We start from the raw sequence: 16,844 nt of genomic DNA on the forward strand, positions 1-16,844 counted from the left end.
CGCCGATCCGGGGCTCGGTCAGGCCGGGTGCGGGGCCAGCAGGGCCGTCACGATCCGGTCCAGCGTCTCCAGGTCGGCCTCGGCGAGCCCGAGCAGCGGCTCCGGCGGCCGGCCGAGGATCCGGTCGGCGACCGCCGCGGCGGCCAGGCCCTCCGGGGTCGCCGTCACGATCTTCGCCCGCCGGTCCCCGGGATGCACCGTGCGCTCCGCCAGCCCGCGTTTCTCCAGGTCGTGCACCACCAGGGTGGTGTACGGCGCGTCGGTCGCCAGCTCGGCCGCCAGCTCGCCCATCGTCCGGGGGCCCTTGGCCAGCCTGCGCAGGGCCTTGGCCCGGATGAAGCTCATCCCCAGCGCCTCGCAGACCTCGGTGCGCTTGTCGTGCAGATCCAGCACCAGTGTGCGCAAGCCGTTCCACACCCGGGTCGCGGTCTCGGCGTGCGCGCCGGGGTCCGGGCCGGCGGTGTTCATGGTGTGCTCACCGGGACCTTCGCCTCCTGGGGGATCAGCCGGGCCGCGGTCCGTGCGGCGGTCCGCCGCGCCCATCGTCCGGTGGTGAGGATACCGAGGAGGAAGACGATGCCGCCGTACCCGGCGAGGATCCACCATCCCGTGCGGCTGGCCTCGGCGAATCCGGTGTCCACCGCGCCCACGGCCACCACCGATCCGGCGATGGCGACGCCGAGCGACTGGCCGACCTGGCGGCTGGTGGACGCGGTGGCGGCGGCGACCCCGGCCTGCGAGATCGGCATCCCCGAGACGGCCGTGTTGGTGATCGGGGGGTTGACCATTGCGAAGCCGAACCCGAAGACCACGTAGGTGAAGATCAGCCAGCCGATCGGCGTCCCGGCGGTCAGCCTGGTCAGCATGAGCCCGCTGGCGACCATGGCCAGCCCGGCCACCACCAGCGGCAGGCGCGGCCCGCGGATGCCCACCAGCCGGCCCGACAGGGGCCCGAACACCACGGTCATCGCGGCCATCGGCAGCGTGCACAGCCCGGCGTGCAGCGCCGAGAAGCCGCGCACGTCCTGGAGGTAGAGGGTGTTGAGGAAGAGGAAGCCGCCGAGCGCGGCGAAGGCGCTCACCGCGATGACCGTCGCCCCGGAGAACGGCGCGCTGCGGAAGAACCGCAGGTCGATCAGCGGGTCCTCGCGCCTCGGCTCGTACCACAGCAGCCCGGCCAGGGCGGCGGCGGACAGGCAGAAGAACCCGACGATCTCGGCCGAGCCCCAGCCCGATCCGGGGCCCTCGATGATCGCGTACGTCACGGACGCCAGCATGACGGCGATCAGCGCCTGCCCGACGGGGTCGATGCGGCGCGGGCGCGCGGCCCGGGACTCGGGCACGTACCGCGCGGTCAGCACCACGGCTGCCACCCCGACCGGGATGTTGATCCAGAAGATGGCCCGCCAGCCCACCGTGCCGACCAGGGCGCCTCCCACCACCGGCCCGAGCGCCATGCTGATCCCGACCACCCCGGCCCACACGCCGATCGCCCTGGCGCGCTCGCGGGCGTCGGTGAAGGTGTTGGTGATGATCGACATGGCCACCGGGTTGAGCATCGAGCCACCGGCCGCCTGGACCGTCCGGAACAGCACCAGCCAGCCCAGACCCGGCGCGATGCTGCACAGCAGCGACCCGATAGAGAAGAGCACCAGCCCGGCCTGGAAGGTGCGGCGCCGGCCGACCCGGTCCGCGGTCGAGCCCGCCAGCATCAGCAGGCTGGCCAGCACCAGCGTGTAGGCGTCGATCGTCCACTGCAGGCCGGAGACCCCGGCGTGCAGGTCGTGCCGGATGTCGGGGAGCGCGATGTTCACGATCGTGTTGTCGAGCCCGACGATGAACAGGCTCATGCAGCAGATCGCGAGCACCAGCATCCGGCGGCGTTGGCTGAGTTCGGGCATGACCCCCCAATAGTTGTACGCCTACAATAGTTTCTACCGTACAACTTATCGGCGTTTCCGCGACCACCCCCTCCCGCACAGGCGTCTCACCCGGCCGCCCCCCGACGTGCCCCCCGGCGGCCGACCCACACCACCTGCCGTGGTCATGCGATCAATCGACGATTGATCGCATGACCACGGCAGGTGGGTCTGAGTGTGCTCGGGGTCAGGAGGTTTCGGCGCAGGGGGTCTCGGCCGGGGCGGAGGAGGCCGCGGCGCTGCCGGCCAGGGTGGCGGCGGTGAACGCGCCCAGCTCGGCGATCGCGGCCCGGGACTCGGGCAGCAGCGGGCCCAGCGCCTGGAAGACGTGCAGCTGGCGGTCCCAGACCTTCAGGGTGCAGGGCACGCCCGCCGCGGCCAGGCGGTGCGCCATCCGCTCGGCGTCGCAGTAGAGGATCTCGGTGGAGCTGGCACTGATCAGGGCGGGCGGCAGCCCGCGCAGGTCGGCCTGGATCGGCGAGATGCGCGGGTCGGCGAGGTCCGCCCCGGGCAGCAGGAACTCCACCAGCAGTTCCAGGACCTCCATCGGCGCCGTCGGGTCGAGCCGGGCGTTGCGGTGTTCCAGCTTCGCGGTGAGGTCCATGTCGAGCATGGGGGACAGGGCGACGATCCCGGCGGGCAGCGGCAGTCCCCGTTCCCGGGCGAGCAGCGTCATCGCGAAGGACATGTAGCCGCCCGCCGAGTCACCGGCCACGACCACGTCCTGCGGCCGCACGCCCTGGTCCAGCAGCCACTCGTAGGAGGTCAGGCAGTCCTCGACCTCCGCCTCGAACGGCACCGCCGGCACCATGCGGTAGTCCACCGACAGTGCGGGCACGCCCGCGGCGGCGGAGAGCCGGGAGACCAGCCTGCGGTGGGTGTTGAGTCCGCAGGTCACCCAGGCGCCGCCGTGGAAGTAGAGCATGATCCCGTGGTCGCGATCGGGCCCGACCCCCGTGCCGTGCACCCACTCGGCTCCGAACCCGTCCAGCCGGACCCGCTCGACGTGGGTGCCGCGGGGCAGCGGCGCGTACCCCGCGAGCCGGTCCAGGGCGGCCAGCCGGCGCAGATCGTCGGGGCCGAAGCCGGCCACCGTCCCGGTCCTGGCCTTGACCCGGTTGGCCCGGCGCCGCACCACCGCGCCGACGCCCGCGCCCAGCGCCCGGGAGCGCCAGCTCGCCCCGCCGTTGCGCTCGATGACGAGAGTCGCGGGGGGTGTGTCCATGACCGGGCCTCCTCGGCGGAGCGGGAGTGGGGATCGCCCTGAATCGTGACACGCCGGTCAATCCACGGCTACCCGGCTGTGAGGCATGTCACCACCCGTGGGGAGGGATCGCCGCAGGTACGGCCGCGGCGGCTACGCCGTGGCGATCGGGGCCGGCCGGGTGTTGGCGATCGCCTCGCGCAGCCCGTCCGGGGTGAAGATCAGGTTCTGCGGCAACGCGGTCCCGTCCAGCCGCAGCGTCGGCGTGCCCTGGACGCCGGCCGCCAGCGCCGCCTGGGTGGCCCGCTGCACCTCGCCGTCCTTCTGCCCGCTCGAGACGCAGGTGGCGAACGCGGGATCGTTTATACCGGCCTGCCTGCCCCAGTTCAGCAGATCCAGGGCGGCGAACCCGTCCTGCCCTTCCGGCGGCTGGTTCTGGAACAGGAGGTCGTGGAAGGCGATCCAGGAGCCGGCCGGCGCGCACAGCGCCGCCCCGGCCGCCCGCCGGGAGTTGGAGGCGAGGGGTTCGCGGGTGAACAGCTGGAACGGCCGGTAGACCACCTTCACCTTGCCGTCGGCGACCAGTTGCCGCACCGTCGGGCCGTTGGCCTCCTCGAAGGCCTTGCAGACCGGGCACTGGAAGTCCTCGTAGATCTCCAGGACCGGCTGGGAGACCCCGGGCCGGGCCAGCGCGATCGAGCCGTCCGGCTGCCGGGTGGCCTGGCCCGCCGGGTCCTGGCCCTGGCCGGCGGAGGGCGGCGGGTTGCCGCGCGCCCCCGTGCTCCCGCCGTCGCGGCCGAGCGCGACCAGGACACCGGCGGCGACCAGCACCGCGAGGATCGCGAACGCGCTCAGCGCGACGATCCAGCCGCGCGGTCCCCTGCGCGGGGGCGCCGGGTGGCCGGGCGGGCCCTGCGGGCCGTAGTAGGAGGGCGGCGGGTAGGGGCCCGGCGGCGGGGGAGCGGGAGCCCACGCCGGTCCGGCGCCCGCCGGCGGTGGCGGGCCGGGAGGGCCGTACGCCCCGTACGGGCCCTGCGGAGGGGCCGCGGCCGGCGGCCGGCCGCCGGGCACGTGCCACTGCGGCTGTGGTCCCGGCCCGGGAGCGCCGCCCGGCCCCGCCGTACCGGGAGCTCCGGGCTGGGGGGCTCCGGGCCGGGGGGTGCCGGGCTGGGACGGACCGGGCTGGGACGGACCGGGCTGGGGCGTTGCGGCACCGGGCGTCCGGTCCGGCGCCGCCAGGCCTTCGGGTTCCCCCGGCTCAGGCGCCTGGCTCTGGGGCGATTCAGGACGAAATGCTGCACTCTGGGGCGCTTCGGGCTGGGGCGTTCCGGGCTCGGGGTGCCGGTCGGCGGGCTGTTCCGAGGCTCCGCGGGGATCGTCCTCCATGCGCGAACGCTCCTCTCTGGACGTTCGCCCTAGTCTGTCGTACTTCGGGCGGTGGAACTCACATCACAGCCGTACGGGCCACCCGGGGAGGCGACTGCCTCCGGGTGGCCCGCGGCCGGTGCGCGCCCGGCGGGGTGTGTCCGTCAGCCGAGCTGTCCCAGGTAGAAGCGGGTGTCCTGGTCGTCGGCGCACTCCGCGGTGATGCCGTAGGGCTGCCGCTCCGGGGCGGTGGCGGTGCCACCGGCCGCGCGCACCCGGGCCACCGCGTCCTCGATGTCGGCGACCGCGTACATCGGGACCACGGTGGGCCGCTCGGCGCCGCCGTGCAGGCCGGTCATCGGCCGGAGCTCGCCGCCGGAACCGTGCAGGACCCGCCAGCCGTCCTCGGCGCGCCCGGGCGCGAACGTCCAGCCGAGCACCGCGCCGTAGAAGGCGCGGGCGCGCGCCGCGTCGGGCACCCCGATCGTGAGGTACGCCACCTCGCCCGGCCCGGCGGCCGCCGCGGCGGTGCCCTCCCCGGAGTCCTCGTAGACGGCGAAGGCCAGTCCCTGGTCGTCGGTGCACATGGAGATCAGTCCGTACGGCTCGCGGGCGGGCTCCCCGGCGCTGCCGCCGCCCGCGCGCACCGCCCGGACCGCGGCCGCCACGTCGTCGACGGCGAAGCACAGGAAGACCCCGCCGAGCTCCTGGCCGCCCCAGATCCCGAAGCTCGTGGACAGGCCTTCGACCCGACGGCCCTCGGGGACGCTGCCCGGGGCGATCCGCCAGCCGAGCACGGTGCCGTAGAAGGCGGCGGCGCGTTCCGCGTCGGGCGTCCGCAGCGAGGCGTAGCCCACGTCGCCGTTGCGCAGGGTGGTGTCCGTCGTGGTGGTCATGGTGGTCCCTTCCGGTCGTCTCTCTGGGGCGAGCAGCGCGCGGGCCAGCCGGTCGCGCAGCCGCTCGGCGAACAGTGGATCCGGATCGATCCGGGGAGCCGGGGCACGGAGGTCCTCGAACGGATCAGACATCGTGGCCCTCCCTCCGCTCGTAGGCCCGGCGGAACGCCGTGCGAGCCCGTACCAGCAGCGCCTCGGTGGCGTGCAGGGTCCGGCCGAGGTGGCCGGCCACCTCCGGCACGGGCAGCCCGTCGAGGTAGCGCAGGGTCAGCGCGGCCCGGTGATGGGGGCCGAGCGTCGCGAGCACCGTGCGGGCGGTGAGCGCGTCCAGCCGCTCGTCCCACGGATCGTCGGTACGGTCCGTGGCGCCGTCCAGCGCCCGCAGCCCGCTCTGCTCCCGCGCCGACCTGCGCCAGTGGTCGACCAGCTTGTGCCTGGCGACCCCGATCAGCCAGGCGACCGTCAGCGACGGCGGGGGATGCCCGCGCACCGCCTCCACCGCCGCCAGGAAGGTCTCCGCCGTGAGGTCCTCGGCCAGCGGCCGTTGCCCGCACCGGGACAGCAGGTAGCCGTAGACCTCGGGAAGCGCCGCGTCGTAGAGGTCGAGCAGCGCGGATCCCGGGTCGGGCCGCACTCCCTGTCTCCGTTCCACGTCTCTCCATCGTCCGGCGGCCGGGAACTCCGACGGGCTCGGGCGGGATTTCTCGGATCAGAGCGCGCCGTTGGCGGTCCCGATGGGATCCGGGGCACCGGTCGGGAGCGTTCCGGGAAGCAGGTCCAGCCGGCGCAGGATGACGCCCTCGCGCAGCGCCCAGGGGCAGATCTCCAGCTCGGACAGCCCGAACAGGTCCATGGTGGCGTCGGCGACCAGCGCGCCGGCGACGAGCTGGGGCGCCCGCACCTCGGAGACCCCCGGCAGCTCCGCCCGCTCGCGCGCGGTCATCTTGGCCAGCCGGTCGGCCCACTCGGTGACGTCGGCGTGGCTCAGCACCCGCTTGACGTACGGGCCCTCGTCGGACGAGGCGGCGCCGGCGATCCGGGCCAGCTGCTTGAACGTCTTCGACGTGGCCACCGGGTGGTCGGGCCTGCCGTAGCGCAGGATCGAGCCCGCGGTCCGCGCGATCTCCGCCCGGACGTGCTTGCGGAGCGCGCGCACCTCGTCCGGGGGCGGCGGATCGGCGGTGAAGCAGTCGCGGGTGAGCCGGCCGGCGCCGAGCGGCAACGAGATCGCCACGTCCGGTTCCTCGTCGACACCGGAGGCGATCTCCAGCGAGCCGCCGCCGATGTCCAGCACGAGCAGGCGCCCCGACGACCAGCCGAACCAGCGGCGTACCGCCAGGAAGGTCAGCCGTGACTCGTTCTCCCCGGAGAGCACCTGGATGTCGGCACCGGTGTCGGCCCTGATGCCGGACAGGATCTGCTCACCGTTGACGGCGTCCCGGACGGCGGAGGTGGCGAACGAGACCAGGTCCTCGACCCCCTTGTCCTCCGCGACCTGCAGTGCCTCGTCCACGAAGGAGCGCAGCCGCTGCTCGCCCTCGCCGGACAGCCGCTCACCGTCCTCCAGGTGGTCGGCCAGGCGCAGATGGGCCTTGTGGGAGTAGGCGGGCAGCGGGCGGGCTCCCTGGTGCGCATCGACCACCAGCAGATGCACCGTGTTGGAGCCCACGTCCAGCACACCGAGTCTCATGATTCGTTCGTTACCCATCGTGTAGTCGTCCGGAGCCGGAGGACACCTACCGGCTGCCCTAGGTGGACAATTTCATTCCTATTCTGCCGGTAACCAGGGAGAATCTGGCCTGTCACGGTCATCGGCTAACGTGAACGCGACGCTGGAGGGGGCGTAAATGGTCTTCCTGCTGGACGGTGTGGGGCTGCTCGTGCTCGCGCTGTGGATTTTCTGCATCATCGATGTCATCACGACCGATGCCGCGCTGTGCCGGAATCTGCCCAAGATGCTGTGGCTGCTCATCGTCCTGATCCTGCCCGACGTCGGGTCGATCGTCTGGCTGGTGGCCGGCCGGCCGCGGGCCGTCCGGGATCCCGGTGTGCCGGTCCGGGGCGGGGCCGGCCGCGACCCGGGGCACGGCCGGGCCGTGCCCGCCAATCCCGACGACGACGAGGCCTTCCTGCGAGGCCTGCGCGAGCGGGTCGAGGAGCAGCGCCGCAGGGCCAGGGAGCAGCGCGAAGCCGACGAGGACTGACCGTACGGTGGGGTCATGACGATCGCACGTGCGGAGATCGAGTCCGCGTCCTCCCGGATCGCCGGGCACGTCCGCCGCACCCCGACGGCCGAGATCGAGCCCGGCACGCTCTGGTTCAAGCTGGAGCAGCTGCAGCACTCCGGCAGCTTCAAGGCCCGCGGCGCCTTCAACCGGATCCTGTCGGCCGCCGAGGCGGGCGCGCTCCCGGTGTCCGGGGTCGTCGCCGCCTCCGGCGGTAACGCGGGCCTGGCCGTGGCGTACGCCGCCGGGCGGCTGGGGGTGCCCGCCGAGGTGTACGTGCCCGAGACCGCCCCCCAGGTGAAGGTGCGCCGTCTCGCGGCGCTGGGCGCCACCGTGGTCCAGGTGGGGAGCAAGTACGCCGACGCCCACGAGGCCTCGCTCAAGCGGGCCGCCGAGACCGGTGCGCTGCTGTGCCACGCCTACGACCAGCCGGAGATCTGCGCCGGGCAGGGCACCCTCGGCCTGGAGCTCCTGGAGCAGACCGGCGGCGTCGACACCGTCCTCATCGCGGTCGGGGGCGGCGGGCTGATGGCCGGCGTCGCCGCGGCCGTGGCCGGGCGGGCCCGGGTGGTCGGGGTGGAGCCGCGGACCGTTCCCACGCTGCACGAAGCGCTGCGCGCCGGGCGCCCGGTCGACGTCGAGGTCTCCGGGATCACCGCCGACTCGCTCGGCGCCACCCGGCTCGGCGACATCGCCTACGACGTCGCCGTCGGCACGGGTGTCGCCTCGCTGCTGGTCGAGGACGCCGACGTCGTCGCGGCGCGGCGGCTGCTGTGGGAGCGGCACCGGCTCATGGTCGAGCACGGCACCGCCGCAGCGTTCGCCGCGCTGCACACCGGCGCCTACCGTCCCGCCGCGGGAGAACGCGTCGCCGTGGTGCTGTGCGGGGCCAACACCGACCCGTCGGACCTCTAGCGGTCGCGGCCGTCCGCAGCGGGCGGCCGGTCCGCGCGCTCGCCGTGTTCCCGGCCGGCGGCGGTGACCGGCGGATCGGCCGCCGGTGTGTACAGGGCGGCGGCGAGCGGCGCGGCGCGGATGATCGCCCCCACCTGTCCGCCGGGCAGGGCGGGCGCCGCCGCCTCGGGGACGGCCCGTGGCGTGCTCATGGCGGCGTGAGCCGGCGGTGGTGGCAGGGACGGCCGTGGGCGGCGGCGATCAGGGCCTGGATCGCGGGTCCCGCCTGGCCGGCCTCGCGCAGCGGAGCCGTGAACGGCAGCCGGACGTCGCGGTGCGCGCGGGTGTACTCGCAGCGCAGCGTCACCCCGTACCGGTCCAGGGCCAGCGGCCGGACCGCGGTCACGGTGTGCAGGAGCCGCGGGTCCACCAGCCGGGTCAGCAGCTGCACGACGTCACCGTGGTGATCGGCCAGATGGGTGAGCAGGCCTGCCTCACGGGTGGCGAGCGGGTCCGCCGTGGCCAGCGCGAACTCGTCCAGCCCGACCGTGACCGGCCCCGCCGCGGTGCCCAGGACGATGTGCGACGGGTCCAGGCGCACGCCGTTCCCGGCGCATCCGGCCGGCGGCCGGGTAAGGGCGGGCCACCCGACGACGGTCACCCGGGCGCGCACCCGGTCCCGGACCGCCGTGGGGGCGACGTCGGTGAACTCCAGCACGGCGGGCCGGTGACGGCGCCGGGCCCCGGCGACCGCGCCGGCGAGCCCGCAGCCGACCGGCACCCGCAGGAGCAGCCGCCCGCCGCCGTAGGGCGTGGGGGTCCCGGTCAGCTCCCAGCGGCGCCCGCCCATGGTCACCGTCAGCGACCCGGCGGCGGCCACCACCGAACGTACGCGTTCCGCGGCGGCCGGTTCGGCTCGGCGCGTACCGTCAGCGCTCATCTCGCACCTCATCAAGTTAGGGTTGCCTAACCTTACTAAGGCGCGGGGTGAGTCGGCCATCCCCCCTTGCGGGTTGGACGGCGGCGTGCGGCAGGGGAGAGGAGCGGGGAGTTCGGCGGCCGGGGCCACCCCGGGCGGGGCCACCCCGGGCGGGGCGGCCCCGGCCCGGATCGGCCCGGCCCGGCCCGGATCGGCCCGGATCGGTCGGGATCCGCGAGGGGACGACGCGGGCGGGCGTGGCGGGGCCGCGGCGCGGCCAGGGGTGCCGCGGTACAGGCGGGACGACCGGCCGGGCCCCGGCCGGTGCGGGTCTCAGCGCCGGTGCGGGGCTCAGGGCGTCGTCGAGGCCGGTCTGGGGCCGCTGGCGCGGAGCGAGCCGAGCTTCGACAGCGTCTCGAACCAGAACGGCGCGCCGAAGGAGACGCCGAAGGCGGTCAGCAGCCAGCCTAGGAGCTTGAAGGCGACGTCGTCCGCCCCGGTGGAGCCACCGGCGCTGAGGCGGAAGCAGCGCCCGAGGTCACTGGCCCCGCACCCGTCCGGCCACCAGATCGGCACGCCACCGGAGCTCAGCCGGGTCAGCTGCTCGTTCGCGCAGGCCGCCCGGTCGGGCACGTTCTGGCAGAGGTTGCCGGTGTTGGCCTGGGTGATCACTGCCTGCCGGACCGGCTGGTCCAGGTAGAGGTCGTGCGCCACCTGGAGCGTGTCGACGTTGGCCAGGACCGCGATGAACAGGCCGGTGCAGAACAGCACCACCCGGGCCCAGCGCTTGTACCAGCCCGAGACCCGCTGCATCTGGTCGTCGTACCACTCCTCGATCAGCTTCTCGAAGGCGGCGATACTGCCCTGGGCGCGCTTGAGCAGGGCCAGCAGGCTCTTCTTGGCGGGCAGGCCCTCCGGCAGGCCCTCCACGGTGGTACGGACCGTCTCGAGGGAGGTCCGGCCGTCCGAGTCCGGGACCAGCGTGTCGATCAGGGCGCGGGCGAACGACTGCGCGGACACGTAGGCGGGGTTGCTGATCCGGCCGTGCGCGCGCCGCAGGCCCCGGCGGGTCTGCAGCGACTGGAGCAGCGGATGCCCGAACAGCGCGAGGGTCATCCCGCCGCTCTCCACCACCCTCTCCGGCGAGCCGGTCGACTGGGCGAGATCGTTCATCGCCTTGGCGGCGGCGGCGGTCCTCTCCGGCTCCTTGACGCTCTGCGCGAGCTTGGCCTCGGCGGGCAGGCCGGCCGGCTCCGCGACGAGGCTGTCGTCCGCGGTGGCCTGGGGATCGCGCGGCGCGTCGAAGACCTGGGCGCTCTCGGCGTCGAGCATCCGGGTCGAGGCGCCCGCCGCCGACCGGTCCAGCATCAGCCGGAGCCCGCTGAGCAGGAACTTCGACCGCATCTGCAACCGGCTCGAGAGCGCCTCACACAAAGCGGAACAGAACACCGAGAGCAGTGCGAATTGGAGAACCAGTCCAACCGCGGTCTCGAACACCGCAGAACCAGGCATGGTGCCCAAACGTAGCGGCGGCCCGTCCCCGCCGCCGGGAAATCGGAACCTTCGCCCGGCGGATCCGGAGCCGCCCGAAGCGGGGGAAAACACCGCCCAGCCGGCGGCGCCCAGGGTGCTCGGGCGGAATGGCGCCATCGCCGCGCCCGGGAGCACGCTCGCACCGCGGCTCACCGGGGAGTATCCGCACCGCCGCGCCGTGATCTTGCAGAAGCGCCTCGCGCCCCATGGCGGCCTCCTGCAAGATCACGGCTGCATGTGGGCGATCACACGGGAAGGCGCTCGCCGGTACGCAGGCGGTCCAGGCCCAGCCAGATGAACTCCACGCTCATCGACTCCGCCCGGTCCCGGGGGACGTCGGGATGCTCCAGCCACCACGAGACCAGCGAGAACAGGGATCCGTACACCAGCGGCACCATCAGCCGCACCCGCCGCTCGGTCGCCGCCAGCGCCGCCGGGGACAGCGCCGGGTCGGCCCGGCGATTGATCAGCAACAGGTCGGCGAAGGACTCGCCAAGCCGGTCGCGCAGCTCCCGCAGCTCCACCCCGACCTCGGGCTTGTCCAGGTGCCGCACGATCAGCGCCCATGCCTCCGGCTCCCGCGTGGCGTACTCGAACAGCACCCGCACGATCGCGCGCATCCGCTCCAGCGAGCCCTCCGCGGCGCGCACGGCGACGTTCATCCGCTCGGTGACCTCGCCGACGACCATCGAGGTGACCTCGGCGAACAGCTCCTCCTTGGAGTCGAAGTGCTGGTAGAGCAGCGCCTTGGACACGTCGGCGGCCACCGCCACGTGCTCCATCTGGGTGAGGTGGAAACCGCGGCGCCCGAACTCGCCGAGCGCCACGGCGAGGAGCTGCTCGCGGCGCAGGGCGTGCGACAGCCGCCGGCGGGTCGCCACGTTCCTGGTCAACGCCCGGTCACTTGCCCAGGTACGGGGCGAGCTCCGCCCGCGCCACCGACCGTACGTGCACCTCGTCCGGGCCGTCGGCGAGCCGCAGCGTGCGCAGGCCCGCCCACATCGCGGCCAGCGGGGTGTCGTCGCTGACCCCGGCGGCGCCGTGCACCTGGATCGCCCGGTCGACCACCTGGAGGGCGATGCGCGGGGCGATGACCTTGATGGCGGCCACCTCCTTGCGGGCCTCCTTCGGTCCGTACCGGTCGATCAGCCAGGCGGTCTTGAGGGTCAGCAGCCGGGCCTGCTCGATCGCCATCCGCGACTCCGCGATCCACTCCTGGATCACGCCCTGCCGGGCGAGCTCCTTGCCGAAGGCGACCCGCGCGCTCGCCCGGGTGCACATCAGCTCCAGGGCGCGCTCGGCCATGCCGATCGCCCGCATGCAGTGGTGGATGCGGCCGGGCCCCAGCCGGGCCTGGGCGATGGCGAACCCGCCGCCCTCCTCGCCGACCAGGTTGGTCACCGGCACCCGCACGTCGGTCAGCGTGATCTCGCAGTGCCCGTGCTGGTCGGAGTACCCGAAGACGGGCAGCGGGCGGACGATCTCGACGCCCGGGGTGTCCAGCGGGACGAGCACCATCGACTGCTGGAGATAGGGATGACCGTCCGGGGCGGTCTTGCCCATCAAGATCATGATCTTGCAGCGGGGGTCGGCCGAGCCGCTGATCCACCACTTGCGGCCGTTGATCACGTACTCGTCGCCGTCCCGTTCGATCCGGGTGGCGATGTTGGTCGCGTCCGAGCTGGCCACGTCCGGCTCGGTCATGCCGAAGCAGCTGCGGATCTCGCCGTCCAGCAGCGGGTCCAGCCACCGCCGCTTCTGCTCGGGGGTCCCGAACAGGTGGAGCACCTCCATGTTGCCGGTGTCGGGCGCGGCGCAGTTGGTCGCCTCCGGGGCGAGGTGGGGGGAGCGCCCGGTCACCTCGGCCAGCGACGCGTAGTCGGTGACCGACAGGCCGTGGTCGCCGGCGTCCGGCAGGAAGAGGTTCCACAGGCCTCGCTTGCGGGCCTCGGCCTTGAGCTCCTCGACGATCGGCGGCACCCGGTGCTCGTCTCCGGCGGCGGTGAGCTCCCGCCGCTGGGCCGCGTAGACGGATTCGGCAGGATAGACGTGGGAGTCCATGAAGTCCCGCAGCCGGCCCATATGGTCCTGGGCTCGCGCGCTGAGTTCGAAGTCCATTCCGCTACAGTAACTGACCCGTAAGTTACTTTCCCAGAGGAGAGTCGCATGGACTCGTACGAGGGCAAGGTCGCACTGATCACCGGGGGCTCGAACGGCATCGGCGCGGCGGTCGCCCGGCGGCTGGCCGGAGCGGGGGCGCGGGTGGCCGTCGCCGACGTGGACGCCGACGCGGGCACGGCCCTCGCCGCCGAGCTGGACGGCATCTTCGTACGCTGCGACGTCCGGGAGCCCGCCGACAGCCAGGCCGCCGTCGCGGCGGCCGTGTCGGCCTTCGGCGGGCTGGACGTGGCGTTCCTCAACGCCGGGGTCGCCACCGGCTCCGGCCTGGACACCGACTTCGACCCGGTCGCCTACCGGCGGGCGATGGCCATCAACCTGGACGGCGTGGTGTACGGGGTGCACGCGGCGCTGCCGGCCCTGCGCGCCCGGGGCGGCGGCGACATCATCGCCACCGCCAGCATGGCCGGGCTCACCGCCGCCCCGTTCGACCCGGTCTACGCCGCGAACAAGGCCGCGGTGGTCGGGCTGGTGCGGTCCCTCGGCCCCGCCCACGAGCCAGAGGGCATCCGGGTCAACGCCCTGTGCCCGTCGTTCGCCGACACCGGCATCCTGGTCCCGCTCAAGCCGCACCTCGAGGAGACCGGATTCCCGATCCTGGAGGTCGGCTCGGTCGTGGAGGCCTTCATGGCCGTCCTGGCGGCCGGGCGGGCCGGTGAGTGCTGGTACGTCGTGCCCGGCCGGACGCCGGAGCCCTTCCGTTTCCGCGGCGTCCCCGGCCCGCGGGCCGCGGCCGACACGGTGACCCCCCACGAGCAGGAGGCGTAGATGCGCGCGATCGAGATAACCGAGTTCGGCGGACCCGAGGTCCTGAAGCTCGCCGAGCTGCCCGACCCGGTGCCCGGGCCCGGCCAGCTGCTGGTCGAGGTGGACCGGGCGGGCATCAACTACGCCGACACCCACCAGGCCGAGAACAGCTACCTGTCGGCCTCCACGCTGCCGATGGTGCCCGGCGGCGAGGTGGTCGGCCGTACCGCCGACGGCCGCCGGGTGGTCGCGCTGACCGGTGGCGGGGGCTACGCGGAGCGGGCGCTCGTGGTCGAGGCGATGGCCTGGGACGTGCCCGACGCGGTGGACGCCACCACCGCGCTCGGCCTCGTCGTCCAGGGCGCCACCGCCTGGCTGCTGCTGCGCAAGAGCGCACCGCTCGCGGCGGGCGAGTCCGTCGTGGTGCACGCCGCCGCCGGCGGGGTCGGGAGCCTGGCTGTCCAGCTCGCCAAGGCCTGGGGCGCGGGCCGCGTCATCGCCACCGCCTCCAGCCAGGACAAGCGCGACCTCGCCCTGGAGCTCGGCGCCGACATCGCCCTCGACCCCGGCACGCCCGAGCTCAAGGAGGCGCTGATCGAGGCCAACGGCGGCAAGCGCGTCGACATCGTCCTGGAGATGACCGGCGGCTCGGTCACCGATCAGAGCCTCAAGGCGCTGGCGCCGTTCGGCCGGCTGGCCTTCTACGGCATGGCCTCGCGCACGCCTCCGTCGCCGGTCCAGCCCGGCAACCTCATGGCGCACTCGACCACGGTCGCCGGCATGTGGCTGCCGCACGTCTTCCGGCTGCCCGGCGACGTGATGGGAACGGCGCTCGGCGAGCTCTTCGGCATGGTCGCCGACGGCACCCTGCGGGTCGTGCCCGGCGGCGAGTACGGGCTGTCGGAGGTCCGGCGGGCCCACGAGGACCTGCGCGCCCGCCGCACCAGCGGCAAGCTCGTCCTCGACCCGAGCCGCTGACCTTCACATCTCGCCTGCACATCCCGTCCCCGATCCCTGCCTGATCCCTGCGTGATCCCTCCGTGGACCCGCCGTGATCATGCAAGTAATCGAGCGTGACATGGACCGGCCCCGTTCTGGCAGGTCACCGGAGGGTGATCGGTGAACGGGGCCGGTCCGTGTCATCAGTGCGGGAGGCTCGCGAGCAGGTTCTATGAACGGTTCTGCGGCAGGCCGGTCAAGCGGCACAGGGCGGTGAATCCGTCCTCGGTGCCAGGCCAGTGCCGTTGGACGGCGTCGATGCCGGCGCGGCGTACGACTGAGCGCAGAACCGCGGTAACGATGATGGCGTCATCGGCGTAACCCAGAATCGGGATGAAATCGGGAACCAGATCGATCGGGAACGCCAGGTAGGCCAGCAGCAACGCCAGGCGAACCCGAACAGCGCGCGGCAAGTCGCGATCGCCGGCCAACCGGCGGATCAGTCTGAGCACGTCGGGCAGGAGCCGCATCGCCTCGCGCAGCAACCCGCCGCGAGGCCGAACGATCACCAGCGCCACGATGAGCACCGCCCACGCCACAGCCAGAGCGGCGACGATTCCGAGCACCAGGTCCAGCCACCACATGCCGGTCACGTCTGCTCCGCCCCGCTTGGTGTGCCACCGGTGGCGATGCTATATCCGCTCGTACGGGTCTCGTACGGGTCTCGTAAGGAGCTGGTACGGGTCTCAGCGGAGCGGGGTGGCGGGCGGGTGGGCGATGCTCACGTCGGCGGTCCGGCCCAGCGCGATCCGGGCCAGGTTCGCCAGCGACTCGGTGCCGGGGGAGTAGTAGCCGCCGTGGCCGCGGGCCGCGCCCGTGCTGAAGACCCGGGCGCCGAAGGCGGGGGTGATGGGGTCGGTCTGGTGGCCGTAGCCGCCGAAGCGGACGTGCGGGGTCAGCCCGATCAGGTCGTCGGAGATCCTGGCCGCCCAGACGCGGGCGCCGGTGCCCAGGTCACCGGCGGACCCCGCGTCCATGCCCGGGGAGGCCAGGGCCACCACGTCGTCGGCGCGGCCACCGCCGCGCAGGGCGTGCCCGCACACGACCGTGCCGTAGCTGTGCCCGATCAGCGTGATCCGGGCCGCGCCGGGCAGGTCGCTCAGGAAGGCGGTGAGGGCGGGCGCGGCGGCGACCGCCCGCTCGGACCGCGCGGCCTGCCGGTCGATGCCCTCCGGGGCGTCGTAGCCGAGCCAGACCACGACGGCCGTGCCGGTCCCGGGGGAGAGCCGCGCCATCTCGGCCCGCAGCGCCATGGCGGCGACCACCGGGTTGGCGTTGTGCTGGCCGGACGAGCGCGGGTCCGTGTGCATGATCTTGCCGAGGTCCCAGCCGCTGCCGGGCACGATCACGGCGATGTGCCGTGCGGTGGCCAGATCACCGAAGACCTCGATGACGCGCCCGTCGCCGCGCGGGTCGTACCCCAGCAGGCGGCCCGGCGTCCGCTGCCGGGCCGTGCCCGCGTTGGCGGCGTACCGCAGTGAGTAGGGGACGCCCCGCAGGTTGCCGACGACGCCGGGGTCGGCGGCGGCCAGCCGCCGCCGCTGGGTGTCGGTGAGCCCGGCGAAGAACGCCGCCACCTGCCGCGGCGACGCCGAGGACGGGTCGGGCGCGGGCACGCCGGGGGCCACCGCCGCCACCGAGCCGCGCCAGCCCGCCGCGTCCGGCAGGCCGCTGATCGCGTGGTGCGGGTCGCCGCCGCTCAGCCAGGCCCCGGCGGTGGTGCAGGACGACAGCACCCCGCTGAGGGCCACCACCTTGAAGATCTTCAGGCTCAGCGAGGTCACGGATCGGGTGAGGGCCCCGGCGTCGCCCGGCAGGCGCCGTCCGAGGGCGGGCCTGGCGGGACGGGAAGGGCTCGGCGCGGCCAACTGCGGGATCACCGGCCGTCAGGGTGCGATCGGGCTGATCGTGCGATGCGTCACGGCGTACATGCCCTTCAGATGTCTCCGCGGGGGAAAGAAGTTC

18 protein-coding genes are annotated in these 16,844 nt (G+C 73.8%); 4 read left to right on the forward strand and 14 right to left on the reverse strand.

The features are described from left to right. Positions 1 to 18: 18 nt before the first annotated feature. The 7 genes from ACRYCC_RS32075 to ACRYCC_RS32105 form a co-directional block, all read right to left on the reverse strand. Positions 19 to 468, reverse strand: a complete 450-nt coding sequence (locus tag ACRYCC_RS32075; RefSeq protein ID WP_433817492.1) for a MarR family winged helix-turn-helix transcriptional regulator — start codon at positions 466 to 468, stop codon at positions 19 to 21. Then, positions 465 to 1,901, reverse strand: a complete 1,437-nt coding sequence (locus ACRYCC_RS32080; RefSeq protein ID WP_433817493.1) for an MFS transporter — start codon at positions 1,899 to 1,901, stop codon at positions 465 to 467. Before ACRYCC_RS32080 ends, ACRYCC_RS32075 begins: the two co-directional genes overlap by 4 nt. A 205-nt stretch (positions 1,902 to 2,106) precedes the next feature. After that, the gene (locus ACRYCC_RS32085; protein WP_433817494.1) at positions 2,107 to 3,144 is read right to left on the reverse strand and encodes an alpha/beta hydrolase; all 1,038 of its coding nucleotides are present in this window, start codon (positions 3,142 to 3,144) and stop codon (positions 2,107 to 2,109) included. A gap of 132 nt (positions 3,145 to 3,276) precedes the next feature. After that, positions 3,277 to 4,194, reverse strand: coding sequence for a DsbA family protein (locus ACRYCC_RS32090; protein ID WP_433817495.1), 918 nt, complete (start codon positions 4,192 to 4,194; stop codon positions 3,277 to 3,279). A gap of 458 nt (positions 4,195 to 4,652) precedes the next feature. Further along, complete coding sequence (locus ACRYCC_RS32095; RefSeq protein ID WP_433817496.1) at positions 4,653 to 5,516, reverse strand: VOC family protein; 864 nt, start codon at positions 5,514 to 5,516, stop codon at positions 4,653 to 4,655. Then, a complete protein-coding gene (locus ACRYCC_RS32100; RefSeq protein WP_433817497.1) occupies positions 5,509 to 6,036 on the reverse strand; it encodes an RNA polymerase sigma factor in 528 nt (175 codons plus the stop codon). The genes ACRYCC_RS32095 and ACRYCC_RS32100 overlap by 8 nt, the downstream gene beginning before the upstream one ends. Before the next feature lie 57 nt (positions 6,037 to 6,093). Continuing rightward, on the reverse strand, positions 6,094 to 7,074 hold the full coding sequence (locus ACRYCC_RS32105) for a Ppx/GppA family phosphatase (RefSeq protein ID WP_433817498.1): 981 nt from the start codon (positions 7,072 to 7,074) through the stop codon (positions 6,094 to 6,096). 157 nt (positions 7,075 to 7,231) lie between these two features. Here ACRYCC_RS32105 and ACRYCC_RS32110 point away from each other — a divergent pair, with 157 nt between their 5' ends. Continuing rightward, entirely contained in the window at positions 7,232 to 7,588 is a 357-nt protein-coding gene (locus tag ACRYCC_RS32110; protein WP_433817499.1) for a PLD nuclease N-terminal domain-containing protein, read from the forward strand. Between the two features lie 15 nt (positions 7,589 to 7,603). Then, a complete protein-coding gene (locus tag ACRYCC_RS32115; protein ID WP_433817500.1) occupies positions 7,604 to 8,524 on the forward strand; it encodes a threonine/serine dehydratase in 921 nt (306 codons plus the stop codon). On the opposite strand, the gene ACRYCC_RS32120 is transcribed toward ACRYCC_RS32115, so the two are convergent. The 5 genes from ACRYCC_RS32120 to ACRYCC_RS32140 form a co-directional block, all read right to left on the reverse strand. Continuing rightward, positions 8,521 to 8,715: a hypothetical protein gene (locus tag ACRYCC_RS32120; RefSeq protein ID WP_433817501.1), complete on the reverse strand. Its 195-nt coding sequence runs from the start codon at positions 8,713 to 8,715 to the stop codon at positions 8,521 to 8,523. The two genes, ACRYCC_RS32115 and ACRYCC_RS32120, sit on opposite strands and share 4 nt — an antisense overlap. Further along, complete coding sequence (locus ACRYCC_RS32125; RefSeq protein WP_433817502.1) at positions 8,712 to 9,443, reverse strand: DUF2470 domain-containing protein; 732 nt, start codon at positions 9,441 to 9,443, stop codon at positions 8,712 to 8,714. The genes ACRYCC_RS32120 and ACRYCC_RS32125 overlap by 4 nt, the downstream gene beginning before the upstream one ends. Before the next feature lie 330 nt (positions 9,444 to 9,773). After that, positions 9,774 to 10,934 (reverse strand): hypothetical protein, encoded by a 1,161-nt coding sequence (locus ACRYCC_RS32130; RefSeq protein ID WP_433817503.1) that lies wholly within the window; start codon positions 10,932 to 10,934, stop codon positions 9,774 to 9,776. A gap of 266 nt (positions 10,935 to 11,200) precedes the next feature. After that, on the reverse strand, positions 11,201 to 11,848 hold the full coding sequence (locus ACRYCC_RS32135; RefSeq protein ID WP_433817504.1) for a TetR/AcrR family transcriptional regulator: 648 nt from the start codon (positions 11,846 to 11,848) through the stop codon (positions 11,201 to 11,203). A 7-nt stretch (positions 11,849 to 11,855) separates the two neighbouring features. Next, positions 11,856 to 13,073, reverse strand: a complete 1,218-nt coding sequence (locus tag ACRYCC_RS32140; protein ID WP_433817505.1) for an acyl-CoA dehydrogenase family protein — start codon at positions 13,071 to 13,073, stop codon at positions 11,856 to 11,858. Between the two features lie 48 nt (positions 13,074 to 13,121). Between ACRYCC_RS32140 and ACRYCC_RS32145 the strand changes: the two genes are divergently transcribed. Continuing rightward, a complete protein-coding gene (locus ACRYCC_RS32145; RefSeq protein ID WP_433817506.1) occupies positions 13,122 to 13,901 on the forward strand; it encodes an SDR family oxidoreductase in 780 nt (259 codons plus the stop codon). Next, positions 13,902 to 14,858, forward strand: coding sequence for a quinone oxidoreductase family protein (locus ACRYCC_RS32150; protein ID WP_433817507.1), 957 nt, complete (start codon positions 13,902 to 13,904; stop codon positions 14,856 to 14,858). 191 nt (positions 14,859 to 15,049) lie between these two features. Here the strand turns inward: ACRYCC_RS32150 and ACRYCC_RS32155 are convergent, their stop codons facing one another. Further along, positions 15,050 to 15,463 (reverse strand): YkvA family protein, encoded by a 414-nt coding sequence (locus ACRYCC_RS32155; RefSeq protein WP_433817583.1) that lies wholly within the window; start codon positions 15,461 to 15,463, stop codon positions 15,050 to 15,052. Positions 15,464 to 15,565: 102 nt separating this feature from the next. Then, positions 15,566 to 16,759 carry an alpha/beta hydrolase gene (locus ACRYCC_RS32160; protein WP_433817508.1) on the reverse strand — a complete coding sequence of 398 codons (1,194 nt, stop codon included), beginning with the start codon at positions 16,757 to 16,759 and terminating at the stop codon, positions 15,566 to 15,568. Positions 16,760 to 16,844: the final 85 nt, after the last annotated feature.

This window comes from Actinomadura scrupuli, assembly GCF_050971785.1.
Classification (GTDB): domain Bacteria; phylum Actinomycetota; class Actinomycetes; order Streptosporangiales; family Streptosporangiaceae; genus Actinomadura_E; species Actinomadura_E scrupuli.